16 protein-coding genes and 2 riboswitches are annotated in these 16,815 nt (G+C 71.4%); of the genes, 11 read left to right on the top strand and 5 right to left on the bottom strand.

Going from position 1 to position 16,815, the window contains the following annotated elements:
• The first annotated feature begins 34 nt into the window (after positions 1 to 34).
• The 7 genes from B100_RS0130010 to B100_RS0129980 all read left to right on the top strand — a co-directional run bounded on the left by B100_RS0130010 (position 35) and on the right by B100_RS0129980 (position 7,365).
• On the top strand, positions 35 to 394 hold the full coding sequence (locus B100_RS0130010; RefSeq protein WP_024888077.1) for a hypothetical protein: 360 nt from the start codon (positions 35 to 37) through the stop codon (positions 392 to 394).
• Complete coding sequence (locus B100_RS0130005) at positions 391 to 1,632, top strand: low temperature requirement protein A (protein WP_024888076.1); 1,242 nt, start codon at positions 391 to 393, stop codon at positions 1,630 to 1,632. The genes B100_RS0130010 and B100_RS0130005 overlap by 4 nt, the downstream gene beginning before the upstream one ends.
• Positions 1,633 to 1,964: 332 nt before the next feature.
• Positions 1,965 to 4,724, top strand: coding sequence for a helix-turn-helix transcriptional regulator (locus tag B100_RS0130000; RefSeq protein WP_486585733.1), 2,760 nt, complete (start codon positions 1,965 to 1,967; stop codon positions 4,722 to 4,724).
• A 160-nt stretch (positions 4,725 to 4,884) separates the two neighbouring features.
• The gene (locus B100_RS0129995) at positions 4,885 to 5,709 is read left to right on the top strand and encodes an alpha/beta fold hydrolase (protein WP_024888074.1); all 825 of its coding nucleotides are present in this window, start codon (positions 4,885 to 4,887) and stop codon (positions 5,707 to 5,709) included.
• A gap of 55 nt (positions 5,710 to 5,764) precedes the next feature.
• A complete protein-coding gene (locus B100_RS0129990; RefSeq protein ID WP_024888073.1) occupies positions 5,765 to 6,088 on the top strand; it encodes a putative quinol monooxygenase in 324 nt (107 codons plus the stop codon).
• Positions 6,089 to 6,321: 233 nt separating this feature from the next.
• On the top strand, positions 6,322 to 6,534 hold the full coding sequence (locus B100_RS0129985; RefSeq protein ID WP_024888072.1) for an EF-hand domain-containing protein: 213 nt from the start codon (positions 6,322 to 6,324) through the stop codon (positions 6,532 to 6,534).
• 39 nt (positions 6,535 to 6,573) lie between these two features.
• Positions 6,574 to 7,365 (top strand): NADPH-dependent F420 reductase, encoded by a 792-nt coding sequence (locus B100_RS0129980; RefSeq protein ID WP_486585732.1) that lies wholly within the window; start codon positions 6,574 to 6,576, stop codon positions 7,363 to 7,365.
• A gap of 87 nt (positions 7,366 to 7,452) precedes the next feature.
• Here B100_RS0129980 and B100_RS0129975 read toward each other — a convergent pair whose 3' ends face one another.
• The 5 genes from B100_RS0129975 to gcvT form a co-directional block, all read right to left on the bottom strand.
• On the bottom strand, positions 7,453 to 8,007 hold the full coding sequence (locus B100_RS0129975; protein ID WP_024888070.1) for a glycoside hydrolase family 25 protein: 555 nt from the start codon (positions 8,005 to 8,007) through the stop codon (positions 7,453 to 7,455).
• A gap of 94 nt (positions 8,008 to 8,101) precedes the next feature.
• A complete protein-coding gene (locus B100_RS0129970; protein WP_024888069.1) occupies positions 8,102 to 9,469 on the bottom strand; it encodes an L-serine ammonia-lyase in 1,368 nt (455 codons plus the stop codon).
• Between the two features lie 167 nt (positions 9,470 to 9,636).
• Positions 9,637 to 10,896, bottom strand: a complete 1,260-nt coding sequence (glyA, locus tag B100_RS0129965) for a serine hydroxymethyltransferase (protein ID WP_024888068.1) — start codon at positions 10,894 to 10,896, stop codon at positions 9,637 to 9,639.
• Between the two features lie 14 nt (positions 10,897 to 10,910).
• Positions 10,911 to 11,288: a glycine cleavage system protein GcvH gene (gene gcvH, locus B100_RS0129960; RefSeq protein ID WP_024888067.1), complete on the bottom strand. Its 378-nt coding sequence runs from the start codon at positions 11,286 to 11,288 to the stop codon at positions 10,911 to 10,913.
• 122 nt (positions 11,289 to 11,410) lie between these two features.
• The gene (gene gcvT, locus B100_RS0129955; RefSeq protein ID WP_024888066.1) at positions 11,411 to 12,529 is read right to left on the bottom strand and encodes a glycine cleavage system aminomethyltransferase GcvT; all 1,119 of its coding nucleotides are present in this window, start codon (positions 12,527 to 12,529) and stop codon (positions 11,411 to 11,413) included.
• A 39-nt stretch (positions 12,530 to 12,568) separates the two neighbouring features.
• Positions 12,569 to 12,691, bottom strand: a riboswitch (glycine riboswitch).
• Positions 12,692 to 12,792, bottom strand: a riboswitch (glycine riboswitch).
• Between the two features lie 221 nt (positions 12,793 to 13,013).
• On the opposite strand from gcvT, the gene B100_RS0129950 reads away from it, so the two are divergent.
• The 4 genes from B100_RS0129950 to B100_RS0129935 all read left to right on the top strand — a co-directional run bounded on the left by B100_RS0129950 (position 13,014) and on the right by B100_RS0129935 (position 16,756).
• A complete protein-coding gene (locus B100_RS0129950) occupies positions 13,014 to 13,673 on the top strand; it encodes an AAA family ATPase (protein ID WP_024888065.1) in 660 nt (219 codons plus the stop codon).
• 74 nt (positions 13,674 to 13,747) lie between these two features.
• Complete coding sequence (locus B100_RS0129945; protein WP_024888064.1) at positions 13,748 to 14,524, top strand: enhanced serine sensitivity protein SseB; 777 nt, start codon at positions 13,748 to 13,750, stop codon at positions 14,522 to 14,524.
• A 155-nt stretch (positions 14,525 to 14,679) separates the two neighbouring features.
• Positions 14,680 to 15,441, top strand: a complete 762-nt coding sequence (locus B100_RS0129940; protein ID WP_051490099.1) for an enhanced serine sensitivity protein SseB C-terminal domain-containing protein — start codon at positions 14,680 to 14,682, stop codon at positions 15,439 to 15,441.
• A 307-nt stretch (positions 15,442 to 15,748) separates the two neighbouring features.
• Complete coding sequence (locus tag B100_RS0129935; RefSeq protein ID WP_024888062.1) at positions 15,749 to 16,756, top strand: ABC transporter permease; 1,008 nt, start codon at positions 15,749 to 15,751, stop codon at positions 16,754 to 16,756.
• Positions 16,757 to 16,815 lie beyond the last annotated feature (59 nt).

Here is a 16,815-nt window from a genome sequence, read left to right as displayed (position 1 = left end):
AAACGATACGCAGCATTTCGATGTGGAGTGGACCGTGAACGAGAGAACTGTTTTCCCTGCCTACGGTGCCGACGATCCTGGACTGCCAAGCCCACCGGCAGTGCCAGACATCCGGCACACGCTCCGGGAGCCAGGCCGGAACGCGTTCGCGAACGCCGGACCCCGGCTCGGCCCCACCGTTCCGGCCGGCGTCCGGCGTTGGAAGCTGTGGCTCCTCACCGTGTGCGGTATCTACCCCACCATCGTCCTGCTGGGCCTGGCCACGAACCCCGTTCTGGAGGATCTGTACCTGCCGGTGCGACTCGCCGTACTCGTCCCGGCGGCGGCAGCGGCGATGGTCTGGCAGATCAATCCCCGACTGCAGCGGCATTTCGGAGCTTGGCTCACCAGATGACAAGCAGCCCGGCTCCGCCGCCGCCGTGCTCCGCGGCGCCCGCACACCACGGACCACTGCGCAGGCTCACGGCGCGAGGCCGCGACGAGACCCACCGCGGCGTCTCCTCACTGGAGCTCTTCTTCGACCTGTGCTTCATCGTGGCCATGGCCCAGGCAGGCGCCCAGTTGGTGCACGCCATGGTCGGGGGACACACGGGCGAGGGGATCCTCGACTACTTGATGATCTTCTTCGCCCTCTGGTGGGCGTGGATGAACTTCACGTGGTTCGCCTCGGCCTACGACAACGACGACGTGCTGTACCGGATCGTCACGCTGATCCAGATGGCCGGCGTGCTCGTCCTGACGGCAGGCGTCTCCCAGGCGTTCCAGGAACACGCGTACCCGGCCGTCATCCTGGGCTATGTGATCATGCGGCTCGCCATGACGGCGCAGTGGCTGCGCGTGGCGCGGTCGAGCCAGGGCCCCGAGCGGACGATGGCGCTGCGGTACGCCGTCGGGCTGTGCCAGATCGGCTGGCTGGGGCTCCTGGTCCTGCCGGAGGCCGGCCGCCCGTGGGTCTTCCTGGTGATGGCGCTGCTGGAGATGGCCGTACCGCTGTATGCGGAGCGGGCCCACCCCACGCCCTGGCACCCCCGCCACATCGCCGAACGGTACGGGCTGCTCACGCTCATCGTGCTCGGCGAGACCATCGCGGCGGCCACCGTCGCCGTGAAGTCGGGGATCGACGAGCACGAGGCCCTGGGTGAGGTGCTGCCCATCGCCGCCGGCGGACTGCTGATCATCTTCGCCGCCTGGTGGGTGTACTTCGCGGTCCCCATCCACGGGCACCTCCGGTCCAACCGGCAGTCCTTCCTCTGGGGCTACGGCCATTTCCTGATCTTCGTCTCGGGTGCCGCGATCGGGGCCGGCCTGGAGGTGGCGGTGGAGCAGGCGGTGGGCAAGGCGCACCTTTCGGCGCTGTCGGCGTCGGCGGCGGTGACGCTGCCGGCAGCGCTGTTCCTGCTCACGGTGTGGGCGCTGCACTCGCGCTTCTCCAAGGTGGGGATCGCCCAGCAGTCGGTGCTGCCGGCCACGGCGCTGCTGGTGGTCGCCTGTACGTTCCTGGGTCACTGGGCGGTGCTCGCGGCGGGGCTGGTGGCGGCGCTGGCGGTGGCGGCCGGGGTGACGCTGACGGCGCTCGGGGCGAGCCCGGAGCGCGGGAAGAGCGAGGAAAGCGCCGCCGTGCCGGTTCTGTGAGGGAGCCCTCGCCGCGGCGGGAACCTGGCCGGCACGGTGTCCGACGGCGCCCGTGCCGTGCGCCCGGTGCACCTGCTCAACGACGGCGACACGTTGTTCACGCCCACGACGGGGACACACCCGCTCGGCACCGCGAACCCACCGGCCCTGGACGACGTCCTCACTGCGGGGCGCGGACGCGGTGACCCACATGACCGTACGCGCTGCGGGCACCGCACGCTCCGTTCGCCGGCGGGTGCGATGATTGCTGGTCAAGTGCGTGGCTGGTGGTTCGACTGCTTCGCGAGGTACGGCGAAGGACGCGGCGGATGTGGGCGAAGTCAAGTACAGGCATGGGTGTCGGCCCGGCCGGGCTGGTCGGCCGGGAGGGCGAGCTCGCCGAGCTCGCGGCGTTCCTGGACATGGCCGGGACGGACGGAGCCGTCCTGCTGCTCACCGGTGATCCGGGCGTGGGGAAGACGGCGCTCCTGGACGCGACCGCCGAGCTGGCGGTGGCGAAGGGGGTGCGGGTCGTCCGCGGGAGCGGCGTCGAGTACGAGAGGGACATCAGCTTCGCGGGGCTCCATCAGCTCGTCGGTTCGCTGCCGGACGAGCTCGGTCGTCTGCCGCGTTCCATGCGGGAGGCCCTCGAGGTCGCCCTCGGTCTCGGCGCCGGTCCCGCGTCGAGCCGGATCGCCGTCCTGAACGCGGCACTGGCCCTGTTCGACGAGGCCGCGAAGGAGCGGCCGTTGCTCCTCGTGGTCGATGACCTCCATGTCGTCGACCAGGCGAGCCAGGCCGCGGTGGGTTTCGTCGCCAGAAGGCTGGGGGGCCGCCGCATCGGGCTGCTCGGAGCGCAGCGGCCGGAATCCGGCGCATCCTTCCCGTCCACCGGTCTGCCGGAGCTCGAGATCGCGCCGCTGGACGACGCGGACGCCCTGCGGCTGCTGTCCCGTCGCTTCGCCCACCTTCCCCGCCGGGTTCTGTCGACCGTGGCGCACGAGGCGCAGGGCAACCCCCTGGCTCTGCTCGAGTTCGCCGGGTCCACCGGGACGTCCGGCGACCGACACGGCCAAGGGGCGGGGTGGGCGAGCGGCCCGGGGCGCGACGTGCGCGCTCTGTACGGTGCCCGCGTCGGACGACTGCCGCACAGAACGCGCGAGGTACTGCTGCTCGCGGCTCTCGAGGGCTCCGGCGACATCGGCATTCTCGAGGCGGCCGGCGGGCCGGGCAGCCTTGAGGAGCTCGCTCCCGCAGAGCGCGACCACCTGGTCATGGTCGCGGAGAACGGCCGCGCGGTGCGCTTCAGGCACCCGCTGGTCGGGTCCGCAGTGGTCGACGGTTCCACCGGCGAGCAGCGGCGCGGCGCCCACCGCCGGCTGGCCGACGCGCTGGCCGACCAGCCGGAGCGGCGCGGTGATCACCTCGCGAGAGCCACGACGGCGCCCGACGAGGCGGTCGCCGCCGTCGTGGAGTCGGCGGCCCGCAGCAGCCTGCGACGCGGTGACGCCGACGGCGCGATCGCGAGGCTGCGGCGCGCGGCCGAGCTGAGCCCCGACCGCGCGGACCGCAGGCGCCGCCTGTCGCAGGCCGCCTACGTCGCCGCCTGGGTCGCGGGTCATCTGGAGGTCAGCCACGAGATCATGCGTGAGGTCGAGGGCGATCCGGCGGCCCGGTCGCTCTCGGCGGCCGCGGCGGCCGGCTTCCTCGTGCTCGTCACGGAAGGCGACGCCGACACCGCCCACGCGCTGCTGATGGAGGCGGTCGGGCAGGCCCCGGTGATGCCCGGTCCGCCGTCCGGCGAGCTGGAGACCGCGCTGTTCACCCTTACCCTCGCCAGCCAGTACTCGGGCCGGCCCGAGCACTGGCAGCCTCTGGTCGACGTGCTCGCCCGGTTCCCCGAGGCGGCGCCCGCCGGCGCGGCGTCGCTGGGGCGCGTCCACCACGACCTCGGCTCCGTCACCGACGGCATGCTGCGCCGCCTGGACGAGGAGATCGCGCGGCTGAGGGACCGGAGTGACGCCGACGTGGTCATCCGCACCGCCCTGACCGCCTCGTACCTCGACCGGCTTCCGGGCTGTCGCGAGGCCGTGTCCCAGGTCATACGCGACGGCGGCGCGGTGGGGTCGAGCATGCCGGCCCTGATGTTCGTCGCCCTGGACGACCTCTACACCGGCCGGTGGCAGTCGTCGGCCGACGCCGCGGACGAGCTCATCACACTGTCCGAGGAGACGGGATACCACCTGTTCGCCCAGGTGGGGCACTACGTCGCCGCGATGGCCGCGGCCCAGCGCGGCGACCTCGACGCGTGCCGCCGCCACTGCGAGGCCGTCCGGGGGTGGTCGGGGCCCAGGGGACTGCGGCGGCTGGAGAACTGCGCCCACCAGGCGGCAGCCCGCGCGGCCCTCGGCGCCGCCGACTTCGAAACGGCCTTCCAGCACGCCACGGCGATCTGCGCCCCGGGTGTGCTGCCGCCGTTCAACCCCGAGGCCGTGTGGTCCGCGCCGGACCTCGTCGAGGCCGCCGTGCGCACCGGGCGGCACGCGGAGGCGCGACGGCACGCGAACGCGCTGCGCGACGCCGGTGTCGGCCACCTCTCGTCGCGGCTCGCGCTGAGCTCGGCCACGGTCACGGCGATGACATCACCTGCCGAGGACATGGTCCGGTGCTTCGAGGAGGCACTCGCACTGCCGGGCGTCGAGCAGTGGCCCTTCGAGGTCGGCCACGCTCATCTGGCGTACGGCGAAGCGCTACGCCGGCAAGGACTCAACCGCGAGGCCCGGGTGCAGCTGGCCGCCGCCCGCGGCCGCTTCGAGGGACTGGGGGCCCGTTCGTGGGAGGCCCGGGCCGCTGCGGAGCTCCGCGCCACCGGGATGACGCGGACCGGCCGGGGCAAGGCCGGCGAGGCCCTCACCCCGCAGGAGCTGGAGGTCGCCAGGCTGGCGGCGACGGGGCTGTCGAACCCGCAGATCGCGTCGCGTCTGTTCCTTTCGCCGCGGACCGTGTCGTCGCATCTCTACCGTGTGTTCCCGAAGCTGGGGATCACGTCGCGGGCCGGGCTCCGCGACGCTCTGGAGGCGCTGCCTCCCGAGCCTTCGGCCACCCGGCTGTGAGAGCTGCCGGTCGGGTCTCAGCACTGCCCCGGTACTGACGTAAGCGAGCCGACGGCCGGATGTCAGTCAGCTGACGGAGGCTGTCGGTACGGTGGCCGAGCCATTCTCGTGGAGCCAGCGAAACCGCCCGGTACCCGGGCGAGACCACGAGGAGCAGACCATGCCGTTCGTCACCGCCGGCGACGGAACCGACATCTTCTACAAGGACTGGGGCACGGGCCGGCCGGTCATGTTCCACCACGGCTGGCCGCTGAGCTCGGACGACTGGGACACCCAGATGCTGTTCCTCGTCCGGCACGGCTACCGTGTCATCGCCCACGACCGCCGCGGGCACGGGCGCTCCGCCCAGGTCGGCCACGGGCACGACATGGACCACTACGCGGCGGACGCCGCCGCCGTGGTGGCGCACCTCGGCCTGCGCGACGTCGTCCACGTCGGCCACTCCACCGGTGGCGGAGAGGTCGCCCGGTACGTCGCCAGGCACGGGGCCGGGCGGGTCGCCAAGGCCGTCCTCATCGGAGCGGTCCCGCCGCTCATGGTCCAGACCGAATCGAACCCGGGAGGGCTGCCGGTCGAGGTCTTCGACGGCTTCCGCGAGGCCGTGGCCACCAACCGCTCCCAGTTCTACCTCGACCTCGCCTCCGGGCCGTTCCACGGATTCAACCGCCCGGGAGCGGACATCTCCCAGGGCGTCATCCAGAACTGGTGGCGCCAGGGAATGACCGGCAGCGCGCAGGCGCACTACGAGGGGATCAAGGCGTTCTCGGAGACCGACTTCACCGACGACCTCCGGGCGATCGACGTGCCCACCCTCATCATGCACGGTGACGACGACCAGATCGTCCCGATCGCCAACTCCGCCGAGATGGCATTCACGTTGGTCAAGAACGCACACCTGAAGGTCTACCCGGGGCTGTCCCACGGCATGTGCACCGTCAACGCCGACACCGTCAACGCCGACCTCCTCGACTTCATCGAGAGCTGACACCGGCCCGGTACCGACACACAACCTGTCAGCACGGAACAGAAGAGAGATCACCATGACCGCACCACCCGCCGGCTACGTGACCGTCGTCTGGGACGCGAAGGCGAAGGCCGGCAGGGAGGCCGACCTCAAGGCGTTCATCACCGCCGCCGTCACCCCCTCGCGCAACGACCCCGGCAACATCGACTACGAGGCCCACGAAGTCGAGGGCAGGCCCGGCGAGTTCGTCATCTACGAACGCTGGGAGACCCGTGCCCACCTCGACGCCCACCTCGCCGCGCCACGGATGCAGGAGCTCGTCCCGCAGATGCTCGAACTGATCGACGGATCCATAGAGGACGGCATCCGCCTGTTGCGCCCGTTCCGCCCCGCCCACTAGCGCCTTCCTCCGGATTTCGTCATGGGGGTCGGCAGCCTTCTCGGCGAGGCTGTCGGCCGGGAAACGATCTCCCACGATCCGGGGGGTGATCTCCAGGCTGCTTCTCCGCGGCTGGTCGGACCCACTCGTTTAACACCCCCAGGGGGCCGCGGTGGGTGGCCGCCGCTCGGCGGGTCCCGCGGGCCGGATAATCTTGGCCGCGTCAGAACGAGTACCAGCAAAGGGGCGGATCGGTGGCGGACATCGAGGAAGCACGCAAGCAGTTCGAACGGATCGACACGAACGGGGACGGCTACATCACCGCTGCCGAGTTCAAGACCGCGCTGGCCCAGGGCGGCGACTGGAACGTCACCGAGGCGGTCGCCGACGCCCTGATCAAGTCGCGGGACCTCGACGGCGACAAACTGCTGTCCTTCGACGAGTTCTGGGCGCACCTGGACAAGTAGGGCCGCGAATCTCCGGCGCCGGGACGACCGGCGCCGGAAGTGCCGTGGGGCCGGACGGGCGAACAGCGCCGGAATAGTCCGCCCGTCCGTGCGGTTGGCGCCGATCATGGGGTTTCCACACGGAAATCCAGCCGGACATCGACTCCCGGAAGGGCGAGGCGAGCGGACATGAAGATCGGCATCATCGGCGCGGGCAACATCGGCGGGAACCTCACACGGCGGCTCACGGCCCTCGGCCACGACGTGTCCGTCGCCAACTCCCGCGGCCCGCACACCCTCAAGGCACTGGCCGAGGAGACCGGCGCGACCCCGGTACGGGCCGAGGGGGCCGCCCGCGGCGCCGAGATCGCCGTCGTCACGGTGCCCCTGAAGGCCGTGCCCGACCTGCCGTCCGGGCTGTTCGACGAGGCCGCCCCGGGCGTGGTCGTCATCGACACCGGCAACTACTACCCGCAGCAGCGCGACGGCCGGATCGCCGGCATCGAGGACGAGGGCCTCACCGAGAGCCGCTGGACCGAGCGCCAGATCGGCCACCCCGTGATCAAGGCTTTCAACGGCACGTTCGCCCAGGACCTGCTGGACCGCCACCGCCCGGCCGGCGACCCCGACCGCATGGCGCTCCCCGTCGCCGGGGACGACGAGGCCGCCAAGCGCACGGTCCGGGACCTGATCGAGGCACTCGGCTTCGACACCGTCGACGCGGGCGGCCTCGACGACTCCTGGCGCCAGCAGCCCGGGACCCCGGTCTACGGCCTGCGCGGAGGCGTCGACGCCGTCACCCGGGCCCTCGCCGAGGCGCCCCGGGAGCGCCCGGCGGACTTCCGCGGCTAGGACTCGGGGCACCAGGCGCCACACGGCGTCCGGGCCCAGGGCTCAGGGCGTCAGGGCGTCAGGGCGTCAGGGCGCAGTGCCAGGGCGTCAGGCCCCGGCCCATTCCCGCAGCGCCGACTCGCTGGAGAAGTCCGCGACATTCTTGTCCAGCGGGTCGTCGGTGTACTGGTGGAAACGCCAGTCCGCCTTGATGCGGGGTTTCCCGGCGGTGACGTAGTCGGCGATCCAGAGGCCGTCACCGGCGTAGGACGTGGTGTCGACGTTCAGCCAGAAATCGCGGTTGCAGTAGAGGATCACCTTGCTGTGGGGCCGCAGTTCCTTCACCTCGCGGATGAAGCGGTCCTTCTCCGCGTTGCTCGCCCGGGTGCCGCTTCCCGTCCTCTCCCAGTCGACGGCCAGGATGTCGCCCCGTTTCTCGGGCGCCTTGCTGACGAAGTACTTGGCCTGTTCGGTGAGATTCCCCGGCCAGAGGAAGTGGTAGAAGCCGACCAGCAGACCGGCGTCGCGGCCCCTTTCGGTCTGGGCGCTCAATTTCGGGTTCACGTACGAACGGCCCTCCGTCGCCTTGATGAAGACGAAGGAAAGGCCGTCCGTGTCGTACGAGGAGGACTGGTGGGAACTGACGTCGATGCCACGCAGCATGCAGGTTCTCCCGTGTGTGGTGCCGTGGGGGACGGGAATTGATGGTTCCCCGTTTCAACCTGCTTGACGCAAAGCCCTGTTCAGCGAGGCGATCTCAGCATTCGATGATGTTCACCGCGAGACCGCCGCGCGCGGTCTCCTTGTACTTCACCGACATGTCCGCGCCGGTCTCCTTCATGGTCTTGATGACCTTGTCGAGGGACACCTTGTGGGAGCCGTCGCCGCGCATCGCCATCCGGGCCGCGGTGACGGCCTTGACCGCGGCCATGCCGTTGCGCTCGATGCAGGGGATCTGGACGAGCCCGCCGACCGGGTCGCAGGTCAGCCCGAGGTTGTGCTCCATGCCGATCTCGGCCGCGTTCTCCACCTGCTCCGGGGAGCCGCCCAGCACCTCCGCGAGGGCGCCCGCCGCCATCGAGCAGGCGGAGCCCACCTCGCCCTGACAGCCGACCTCGGCGCCGGAGATGGAGGCGTTCTCCTTGAAGAGCATGCCGATGGCGCCGGCCGCGAGCAGGAAGCGGACCACGCCCTCCTCGTCGGCGCCGGGCACGAAGTTCATGTAGTAGTGCAGGACGGCCGGGATGATGCCGGCCGCGCCGTTGGTCGGCGCCGTGACGACCCGGCCGCCGGCCGCGTTCTCCTCGTTCACCGCCATCGCGTAGAGGGTGATCCACTCCATCGCGAGCGCCTGCGGGTCGCCCTCGGAGCGCAGCTTGCGGGCGGTGGTGGCGGCCCGGCGGCGGACCTTGAGACCGCCCGGCAGGATGCCCTCGCGGGACATGCCCCGCTCCACGCAGGCCCGCATCACGCGCCAGATCTCCAGCAGACCCTCGCGGATCTCCTCCTCGGTCCGCCAGGCGCGCTCGTTCTCCAGCATCAGCGCGGAGATCGACAGCCCGGTCTCCTGGGTGAGGCGCAGCAGCTCGTCACCGGTGCGGAAGGGGTACTTCAGGACGGTGTCGTCCAGCACGATGCGGTCCGCGCCCACCGCGTCCTCGTCGACGACGAAGCCGCCGCCCACCGAGTAGTACGTCTTGGCCAGCAGCTCGGCGCCGGAGGCGTCGTACGCCCACAGCGTCATGCCGTTGGCGTGGTAGGGCAGGGCCTTGCGGCGGTGCAGCACCAGGTCGTCGTCGAAGGAGAAGCCGATCTCGTGCTCGCCGAGCAGCCGGATCCGGCCGCCGTCCTTGATCTTCTCCACCCGCTCGTCGGCCGACTCCACGTCCACCGTGCGCGGCGAGTCGCCCTCCAGGCCGAGGAGCACCGCCTTGGGGGTGCCGTGGCCGTGCCCGGTGGCGCCCAGGGAGCCGTACAGCTCGGCGCGCACCGAGGCGACGGAGTCCAGCAGGTCCTCGTTGCGCAGCCGCCGGGCGAACATCCGGGCCGCCCGCATCGGGCCGACCGTGTGCGAGCTGGACGGGCCGATGCCGATCGAGAACAGGTCGAAGACCGAGATGGCCACGGGAGGACTCCTCAAGGTTCGGCGGACGACGCTGTCCACCGGGGAAGGGCGGTTCACTGGGTCGGGCGGGGTGCTGAATCGTTCATGCACTGCATGGTGCGGGGCACCGCGCCCACCGACCCAGTGTGCGCGATGCCCCGGATGTCCGTACAAAAAGGCGGACGGAATTACCGCAGACCGGGATACAGCGGGTGCTTCGCGGCCAGCGCCGCGACCCGGCCCCGGAGCGCCTCGGCGTCGTACGACGGCTTCAGCGCCTCGGCGATCACGTCCGCGACCTCGGCGAAGTCGTCGGCCGTGAAGCCGCGGGTGGCCAGGGCGGGCGTGCCGATCCGCAGACCCGAGGTGACCATCGGCGGACGCGGGTCGTTCGGGATCGCGTTCCGGTTGACGGTGATGCCGACCTCGTGCAGCCGGTCCTCGGCCTGCTGGCCGTCCAGCTCCGAGTTCCGCAGGTCCACCAGGACCAGGTGCACGTCCGTGCCGCCGGACAGCACGTCCACGCCCACGGCCTTCACGTCGTCCCGCACCAGACGCTCGGCCAGGATGCGGGCGCCCTCCAGGGTGCGGCGCTGGCGCTCCTTGAACTCCTCCGAGGCGCACACCTTGAAGGCGACCGCCTTGGCGGCGACCACGTGCTCCAGCGGGCCGCCCTGCTGGCCCGGGAACACCGCGGAGTTGATCTTCTTGGCCAGCTCGGCCGTGGAGAGGATCACGCCGCCGCGCGGACCGCCGAGGGTCTTGTGCGTGGTGGTGGTCACCACGTGGGCGTGCGGCACCGGGTTCGGGTGCAGGCCCGCGGCGACCAGGCCGGCGAAGTGCGCCATGTCGACCATGAGGTACGCGCCGACCTCGTCCGCGATCCGGCGGAACGCGGCGAAGTCCAGCTGACGCGGGTACGCCGACCAGCCGGCGACGATCAGCTTCGGCTTGTTCTCCTTGGCCAGACGCTCGACCTCGGCCATGTCCACGACGCCGGTGTCGTCCACGTGGTACGCGACCACGTTGTAGAGCTTGCCGGAGAAGTTGATCTTCATGCCGTGGGTCAGGTGCCCGCCGTGCGCGAGGTTCAGACCCATGATCGTGTCGCCCGGCTTGAGCAGCGCGAACATCGCGGCCGCGTTGGCCTGGGCGCCCGAGTGCGGCTGGACGTTGGCGTGCTCGGCGCCGAAGAGCTCCTTGACCCGGTCGATGGCGATCTGCTCGATCACGTCGACGTGCTCGCAGCCGCCGTAGTAGCGGCGGCCGGGGTAGCCCTCGGCGTACTTGTTGGTCAGGACCGAGCCCTGGGCCTCCATGACCGCGACCGGGGCGAAGTTCTCCGAGGCGATCATTTCGAGGGTGGACTGCTGCCGGTGCAGCTCGGCGTCGACCGCGGCGGCCACCGCCGGGTCGAGCTCGTGCAGGGGCGTGTTCAGAAGCGACATGCGGCTACGGCTCCTCAGCCCGCGATGAACGCGTCGTACTCGGCGGCGGACAGCAGGTCGGCCGGCTCGTCGGTGACCCGCACCTTGAACAGCCAGCCGCCCTCGAAGGGGGCCGAGTTCACCAGCGACGGGTCGTTCACCACGTCCTCGTTGACCTCGGTGACCTCGCCGGAGACGGGGGAGTACAGGTCGCTGACCGACTTGGTGGACTCCAGCTCGCCGCAGGTCTCGCCCGCGCTCACCGTGTCACCCACCTCGGGGAGCTGGACGTAGACCACGTCGCCGAGCGCGTTGGCCGCGTGCTCCGTGATCCCGATGGTCGACACGCCGTCCTCGGCGGTCGACAGCCACTCGTGCTCCTTGCTGTAACGCAGCTGCTGGGGGTTGCTCATGGCCTGAATTCTCCTGTACGCGGAAGACTGCTGATGACGGGGGCAGCGCGGAGCGCGGCGGGGCGGGGACGAGGTGCCCGGTCCGGACGCGCGGGACTGCCCGGGGGTCGGCTACGACGGTGTCACTTCTGCCGCTTGTAGAACGGCAGCGCCACGACGTCGTACGGCTCGTGGCTGCCGCGGATGTCCACGCCGACACCCTCGGTGCCCGGCGCGGCGTGCCGCGCGTCGACGTAGGCCATGGCGATCGGCTTGCCCAGGGTGGGGGAGGGGGCACCGGAGGTGACCTCGCCGATCACCTCGCCGCCGGCCACCACCGGGTACCCGGCGCGCGGCACCCGGCGGCCCCGCGCGACCAGGCCGACCAGGACGCGGGGCGGGTTCTGCTCGGCACGCCCGGCGGCCTCGGTGAGGGCGGCGCGGCCCACGAAGTCGCCCTCCTTCTCGAACTTCACCACCCGGCCCAGACCGGCGTCGAACGGCGTGAGCGCGGTGCTCAGCTCGTTGCCGTACAGCGGCATGCCCGCCTCCAGGCGGAGCGTGTCACGGCAGGACAGGCCGCAGGGGACCAGGCCGTGGCCCTCGCCCGCCTTGGTCAGCGCCTGCCACAGCTCGACGGCGTGCTCCGGCTTCACGAACAGCTCGAAGCCGTCCTCGCCGGTGTAGCCGGTGCGGGCGATGAGCGCGGGGACGCCGGCCACGGTGCCCGGCAGACCGGCGTAGTACTTCAGACCGTCCAGGTCGGCGTCGGTGAGGCCGGCGAGGATGGCCGGGGACTCGGGGCCCTGCACGGCGAGCAGCGCGTAGGCGTCGCGGTCGTCGCGCACCTCGGCGTCGAAGCCGGCGGCCCGCTCGGTCAGCGCGTCCAGCACCACCTGGGCGTTGGAGGCGTTGGCCACGACCATGTACGCGGTCTCACCGAGGCGGTAGACGATCAGGTCGTCCAGGATGCCGCCGTCCTCGCGGCAGATCATCGTGTAGCGGGCGCGGCCGGGCTTGACCCCGCCGATGTTGCCCACCAGGGCGTGGTCGAGCAGGGCGGCGGCCTGCGGTCCGGTCACCGCGATCTCGCCCATGTGCGAGAGGTCGAACAGGCCGGCCTTCGTGCGCACGGCGTTGTGCTCGTCGCGCTCGGAGCCGTAGCGCAGGGGCATGTCCCAGCCGGCGAAGTCGGTCATCGTCGCGCCGAGCGACCGGTGCAGGGCATCGAGCGCGGTGCGACGGGGTTCGGTACTGCTCATCGGTCGGTCTCCCAGGGGCAACGGGGGAAGCGAGGTCGTTCCTCCCCATCTGTCATCGGAACCTGAGAGGTTCGCCATGACCACCGCCGGACGGCGGTCAGGACTTGCACCTTGGGTGGGGCCACCGGAGCACTGCCGCGGCGGCCCGCTTTTCAGATGTGCCTCGCCCGCGCGGTAACGGTGCCTGAGAGATTCAAGGGAGGGACTTGCTCCTTCGGCGCCCCGGCGGCACAGGGTGCCGGGGACTCTCCCGCGCGGATTCAAACGGCCGGTATGCAGTTGGCGCGCTCATCATTGCACGCATCGCCGGGGCGTGGCAGGGGGACCCTTATCAGGGGGTGCACAGGTCGTACGGGTCCGGTCACGGTGAGCTGTGACAGGGCTGTAGCGGTAAAGGCACGGAAACAGAGCGACCTGGCATTACCTTCTCTTTACACGCGGCGGGGATCGGACCCATATCCGGCCCCAGGGGAGGACGACCACGGTGAACAGGCCCACGGCGTACGCCGGCACCCCAGGCGTCGCACTGCCGCGACAGCACGCGGACCGGGCCGAGGGCACGGCGCCCGCGCCCGTCGTGCGCGATCTGCGCGACCGCGGCGGCCGCAGCCCGCGCGCCCTCCGCTTCGGCCCCCGCGACCTGGTCGTGGTCACCGGACTGCCCGGCAGCGGCAAGTCCACCCTGATGCGGCGCACGGTGCCCGGCACCCGCGTCGACTCCCAGGACACCCGCGACCGCTGGGACGGCCGCATGCCGCGCCCGCTGCCCTACGCCGTGTACCGCCCGCTGGTCCGCCTCGCCCACTACGCGGGGCTGCGGCGGGCCCTGCGCTCCGGGGAACCGGTCGTCGTGCACGACTGCGGCACGCAGGCCTGGGTGCGGCGCTGGCTGGCCCGCGAGGCCAGGCGCCGGGGCGCGGGCCTGCATCTGTTGTTACTGGACGTCACCCCCCAGCAGGCCCTCGCCGGGCAGCGCGAGCGCGGGCGAGGCGTGTCGCGCTACGCCTTCAGCCGCCACCGCACGGCCTGCGGGCGGCTGTTGGACGCGGTCGAGAGCGGCCTGCTGCCGGCGGGCTGCGCGTCGGCGGTGCTGGTCGACCGGGACGCGGCGGAGGCCCTGCGCCGGATCGGGTTCACCGGCTGACCGGACCGGGTGCGCGGCCGACCGGCTAGCCTTTCCAGCCACAGCAGTGGTACCAGGCAGGCGGTAGGCGACAGATGGACTTCCCGGCGGACTTCCCGGACCGGACGCACTCCCACCCGCACGGCGGGTGGCCCGGCAACGAACTCGAGGAGGCGCTCTCCGCCTCCCTAGGCGTGCCCTCGGCAGCGGGGCGGATCGTCGAGGTGCTCGGCCGCAGCTTCCTGTGGGTGCCGCTGCCGAACGGCGGCGGTCCGCACAGCGGCCCGCTGGACCTGCCCACCATGGAACTGCACGGCCAGGCCTACGTGCCCGTCTTCAGCTCCGAGGAGCAGTTCCGCCAGGCCGTGGGCCCCCACATGGGCTTCACCGTCGCGCCCGCCGTGGAGTTCGCCCGCGGCCTGCCGCCGCAGGCCGGGATCATGGTCAACCCCGGCGGCGTGGTCGCCGTACCGCTGCCCCCGCCGGCGGTGGCCGAGCTGTGCCGGGCGGGGCACACCCCGCTGGACGGCCGGTCGGGCGGCGGCCGGGTCCGGCTGTTCGAACCGGACTGGCAGGACGACCCGGTGGACTTCCTCGCCGCGGCCTCCCAGGAGTTCGACACGATCGGCGTGGTGACCACCGCCCGGCGCTGCCTGGCCGCCGTCGAGACGGCCGACCCGGTGCTGTTCGTCGGGGTGGAGCTGCTGCACTGGGAGGGCGACCCCCGGGCGCTGCCGCTCGACGCCCTCGGCCGGGCGCTGGGCCGCAGCCCCGCCCGCTGGCCGGTCAGCCTCGTCGTCCTGGACGTGGCCCAGGACCCGGTGGCCGACTGGCTGCGCGCCAAGGTCCGCCCCTTCTACCAGCGCGCGTGAGCGACCCGGGCGGGTCCGCGCCGCATCCTTGCGCGCACTGACCGCAGACCGCCGGAGGCCGTCGGCTTAAGCTAGACGTATTGGCCGGCAGGGTGTTGTACGGAGGGGCGATACAAGTGAGCGCTGGCACCGCGGCGGCCGGACAGGTCGAGCACATGCTGCGCCAGGTGACGCCCGGGCGTTACGACGCCTACGAGGCGTTGCTGCGCGCCCTGGCGACCCCGTCGTCCGGCCGGATCTGGATGCTGCTCTGGCACGGCCAGGCCGGTTCGCCCGACGCCCAGTACGGGACCATGGAGGTCGACGGCCTCGGCTACGCGCCCTGCGTGACCTCCGCCCAGGAGCTGTCCGCCAGCGGCTGGAACCGTTCGTACGAGGTCGTCGACGGCCTGGAGGTGGCCCGCGCGCTGTACCCGGACCGCTACGGGCTCTGGCTCAACCCGCACGCGCCCGGCGGCGGTGTGGGCATCCCCTGGCTGGACCTGCGCCGGATCGCCGGCGGGCTGGACAGCCGGCCCGCCGGACCGCTGCGGCTGTCCGAACCGGCCATCGAGATCCCGCAGTTCTACGCCCTCCTCGCACAGACGGCCCACCGCACCCCGGCCGTACGGGCGTTGCGCCGCGCCTGGGTGCAGCCCGCGCTCGGCGCGCCCTACCTCGCCATCGGCCTGGAGGTCTACGACACCTCCCCGTCGGCCGTGGAGTCGGTGCGGGCGATGATGCGGCAGTCGCTCGCCGCCGTGCCCGACGGGCTGCCGGTGTCCACCGTCGCCGTGTCCGACGAGCACGACCCGGTGGCGATGTGGCTGCGCGTCAACGCGCGCCCCTTCTACGACCGCGAGGCGCACGCCCCGGCTCCCGCGACGGCCCCCGCGGCGGGGTACGGCTACCCGCAGGCGCCGCCCGCCCGTTTCTGAGACGCACTGCGGAAACCGCGACGGCGGGGGGAGTTCTCCGCGCGTAGAACGGGCCTGAAGGTCCGCATAAGTCTCCGATGTCCGAACTTGCCCCTGTCCGACCCCCGTTACCCCGCGTCCGCATAACGGAATCCCCCAGACAGCATCACGTTTACGCATCCATTCATCGTCAAGTCTGGCAAGCCGACGTCGAAGCGTTGAAGACTCCCGCACCAGGGGCGTTCGCCCTTTTGTACGACAGAGTGATGATGCCGCTACAGCGGCAAGTCAGGGCCGGTCACCGCCGGTTGAGAGGGGTCCCTGCCAGATGACGGCACCATTGCACGAGCCGACCGCCGAAGCGGCCCCGAGCGCGGCCGAGGAAGCGGCGGTTGCCGGCGACCGGAGCAAGGCGGTGCAGGGGCGTTCCCTGGGCCGGATCGCCTGGGAGCGTCTGAAGCGGGACAAGCTGGCCCTGACGGGTGGCGCCATCGTCGTGCTGCTCATCCTGATCGCGGTGTTCGCGCCCCTGATCACCTCGCTCGTCGGGCAGGACCCCGAGACGCACCACGAGAACCTGATCGACCCGCTCTTCGGCACCCCGGTCGGCAGCCTCGGCGGCATCAGCGGCGACCACCTCCTCGGCATCGAGCCGGTGAACGGCCGCGACATCTTCGCCCGCATCGTCTACGGCGCCCGCATCTCGCTGCTCGTCGGCTTCCTGTCGGCCGTGGTCGCCGTCGTCCTCGGCACCATCCTGGGCACGCTCGCCGGCTTCTTCGGCGGCTGGGTCGACTCCCTCATCAGCCGGGTCATGGACGGTCTGCTGGCCTTCCCGCAGCTGCTGTTCATCATCGCCCTGGTCTCGGTCATGCCGAACAACATGCTGGGCCTGTCCGGCACCGGCGTCCGCCTGTTCGTGATGATCCTCGTCATCGGGTTCTTCGGCTGGCCCTACATCGGCCGCGTGGTCCGCGGTCAGACCCTCTCCATGCGCGAACGGGAGTACGTCGAGGCGGCACGCTCCCTCGGTGCCGGGCGGTTCTACATCCTGTTCAAGGAGCTCCTGCCCAACCTGGTCGCGCCGATCATCGTGTACACGACGATGATGATCCCCACCAACATCCTCACCGAGGCGGCACTCAGCTTCCTGGGCGTGGGCGTCAAGCCGCCCACGGCCTCCTGGGGGCAGATGCTCTCGAGCGCGATCGACTACTACAAGTCGGACCCGATGTACATGGTCATCCCGGGTGTGGCGATCTTCGTCACCGTGCTCGCCTTCAACCTCTTCGGCGACGGCGTGCGTGACGCGCTCGACCCGAAGGGCTCCCGCTGAACTGCCGTACCGCACCACTTCCCGTGGCACCACGGGGTCTCTCATCTAATCCGGAGGAT

It is taken from the genome of Streptomyces sp. CNH189 (assembly GCF_000527195.1).
The sequence above is the reverse complement of the archived record's forward strand: the minus strand, read 5'-3'. Positions and strand labels throughout refer to the sequence as shown.

Excerpts from the sequence above, each read along its gene's own strand:
- B100_RS0130005 (WP_024888076.1), top strand. The coding sequence starts at position 391 with ATGACAAGCAGCCCGGCTCCGCCGCCGCCGTGCTCCGCGGCGCCCGCA.
- B100_RS0130000 (WP_486585733.1), top strand. The coding sequence starts at position 1,965 with ATGGGTGTCGGCCCGGCCGGGCTGGTCGGCCGGGAGGGCGAGCTCGCC.
- B100_RS0129995 (WP_024888074.1), top strand. The coding sequence starts at position 4,885 with ATGCCGTTCGTCACCGCCGGCGACGGAACCGACATCTTCTACAAGGAC.
- B100_RS0129990 (WP_024888073.1), top strand. The coding sequence starts at position 5,765 with ATGACCGCACCACCCGCCGGCTACGTGACCGTCGTCTGGGACGCGAAG.
- B100_RS0129975 (WP_024888070.1), bottom strand. The coding sequence starts at position 8,007 with ATGCTGCGTGGCATCGACGTCAGTTCCCACCAGTCCTCCTCGTACGAC.
- glyA (WP_024888068.1), bottom strand. The coding sequence starts at position 10,896 with ATGTCGCTTCTGAACACGCCCCTGCACGAGCTCGACCCGGCGGTGGCC.
- gcvH (WP_024888067.1), bottom strand. The coding sequence starts at position 11,288 with ATGAGCAACCCCCAGCAGCTGCGTTACAGCAAGGAGCACGAGTGGCTG.
- gcvT (WP_024888066.1), bottom strand. The coding sequence starts at position 12,529 with ATGAGCAGTACCGAACCCCGTCGCACCGCGCTCGATGCCCTGCACCGG.
- B100_RS0129945 (WP_024888064.1), top strand. The coding sequence starts at position 13,748 with ATGGACTTCCCGGCGGACTTCCCGGACCGGACGCACTCCCACCCGCAC.
- B100_RS0129940 (WP_051490099.1), top strand. The coding sequence starts at position 14,680 with ATGCTGCGCCAGGTGACGCCCGGGCGTTACGACGCCTACGAGGCGTTG.
- B100_RS0129935 (WP_024888062.1), top strand. The coding sequence starts at position 15,749 with ATGACGGCACCATTGCACGAGCCGACCGCCGAAGCGGCCCCGAGCGCG.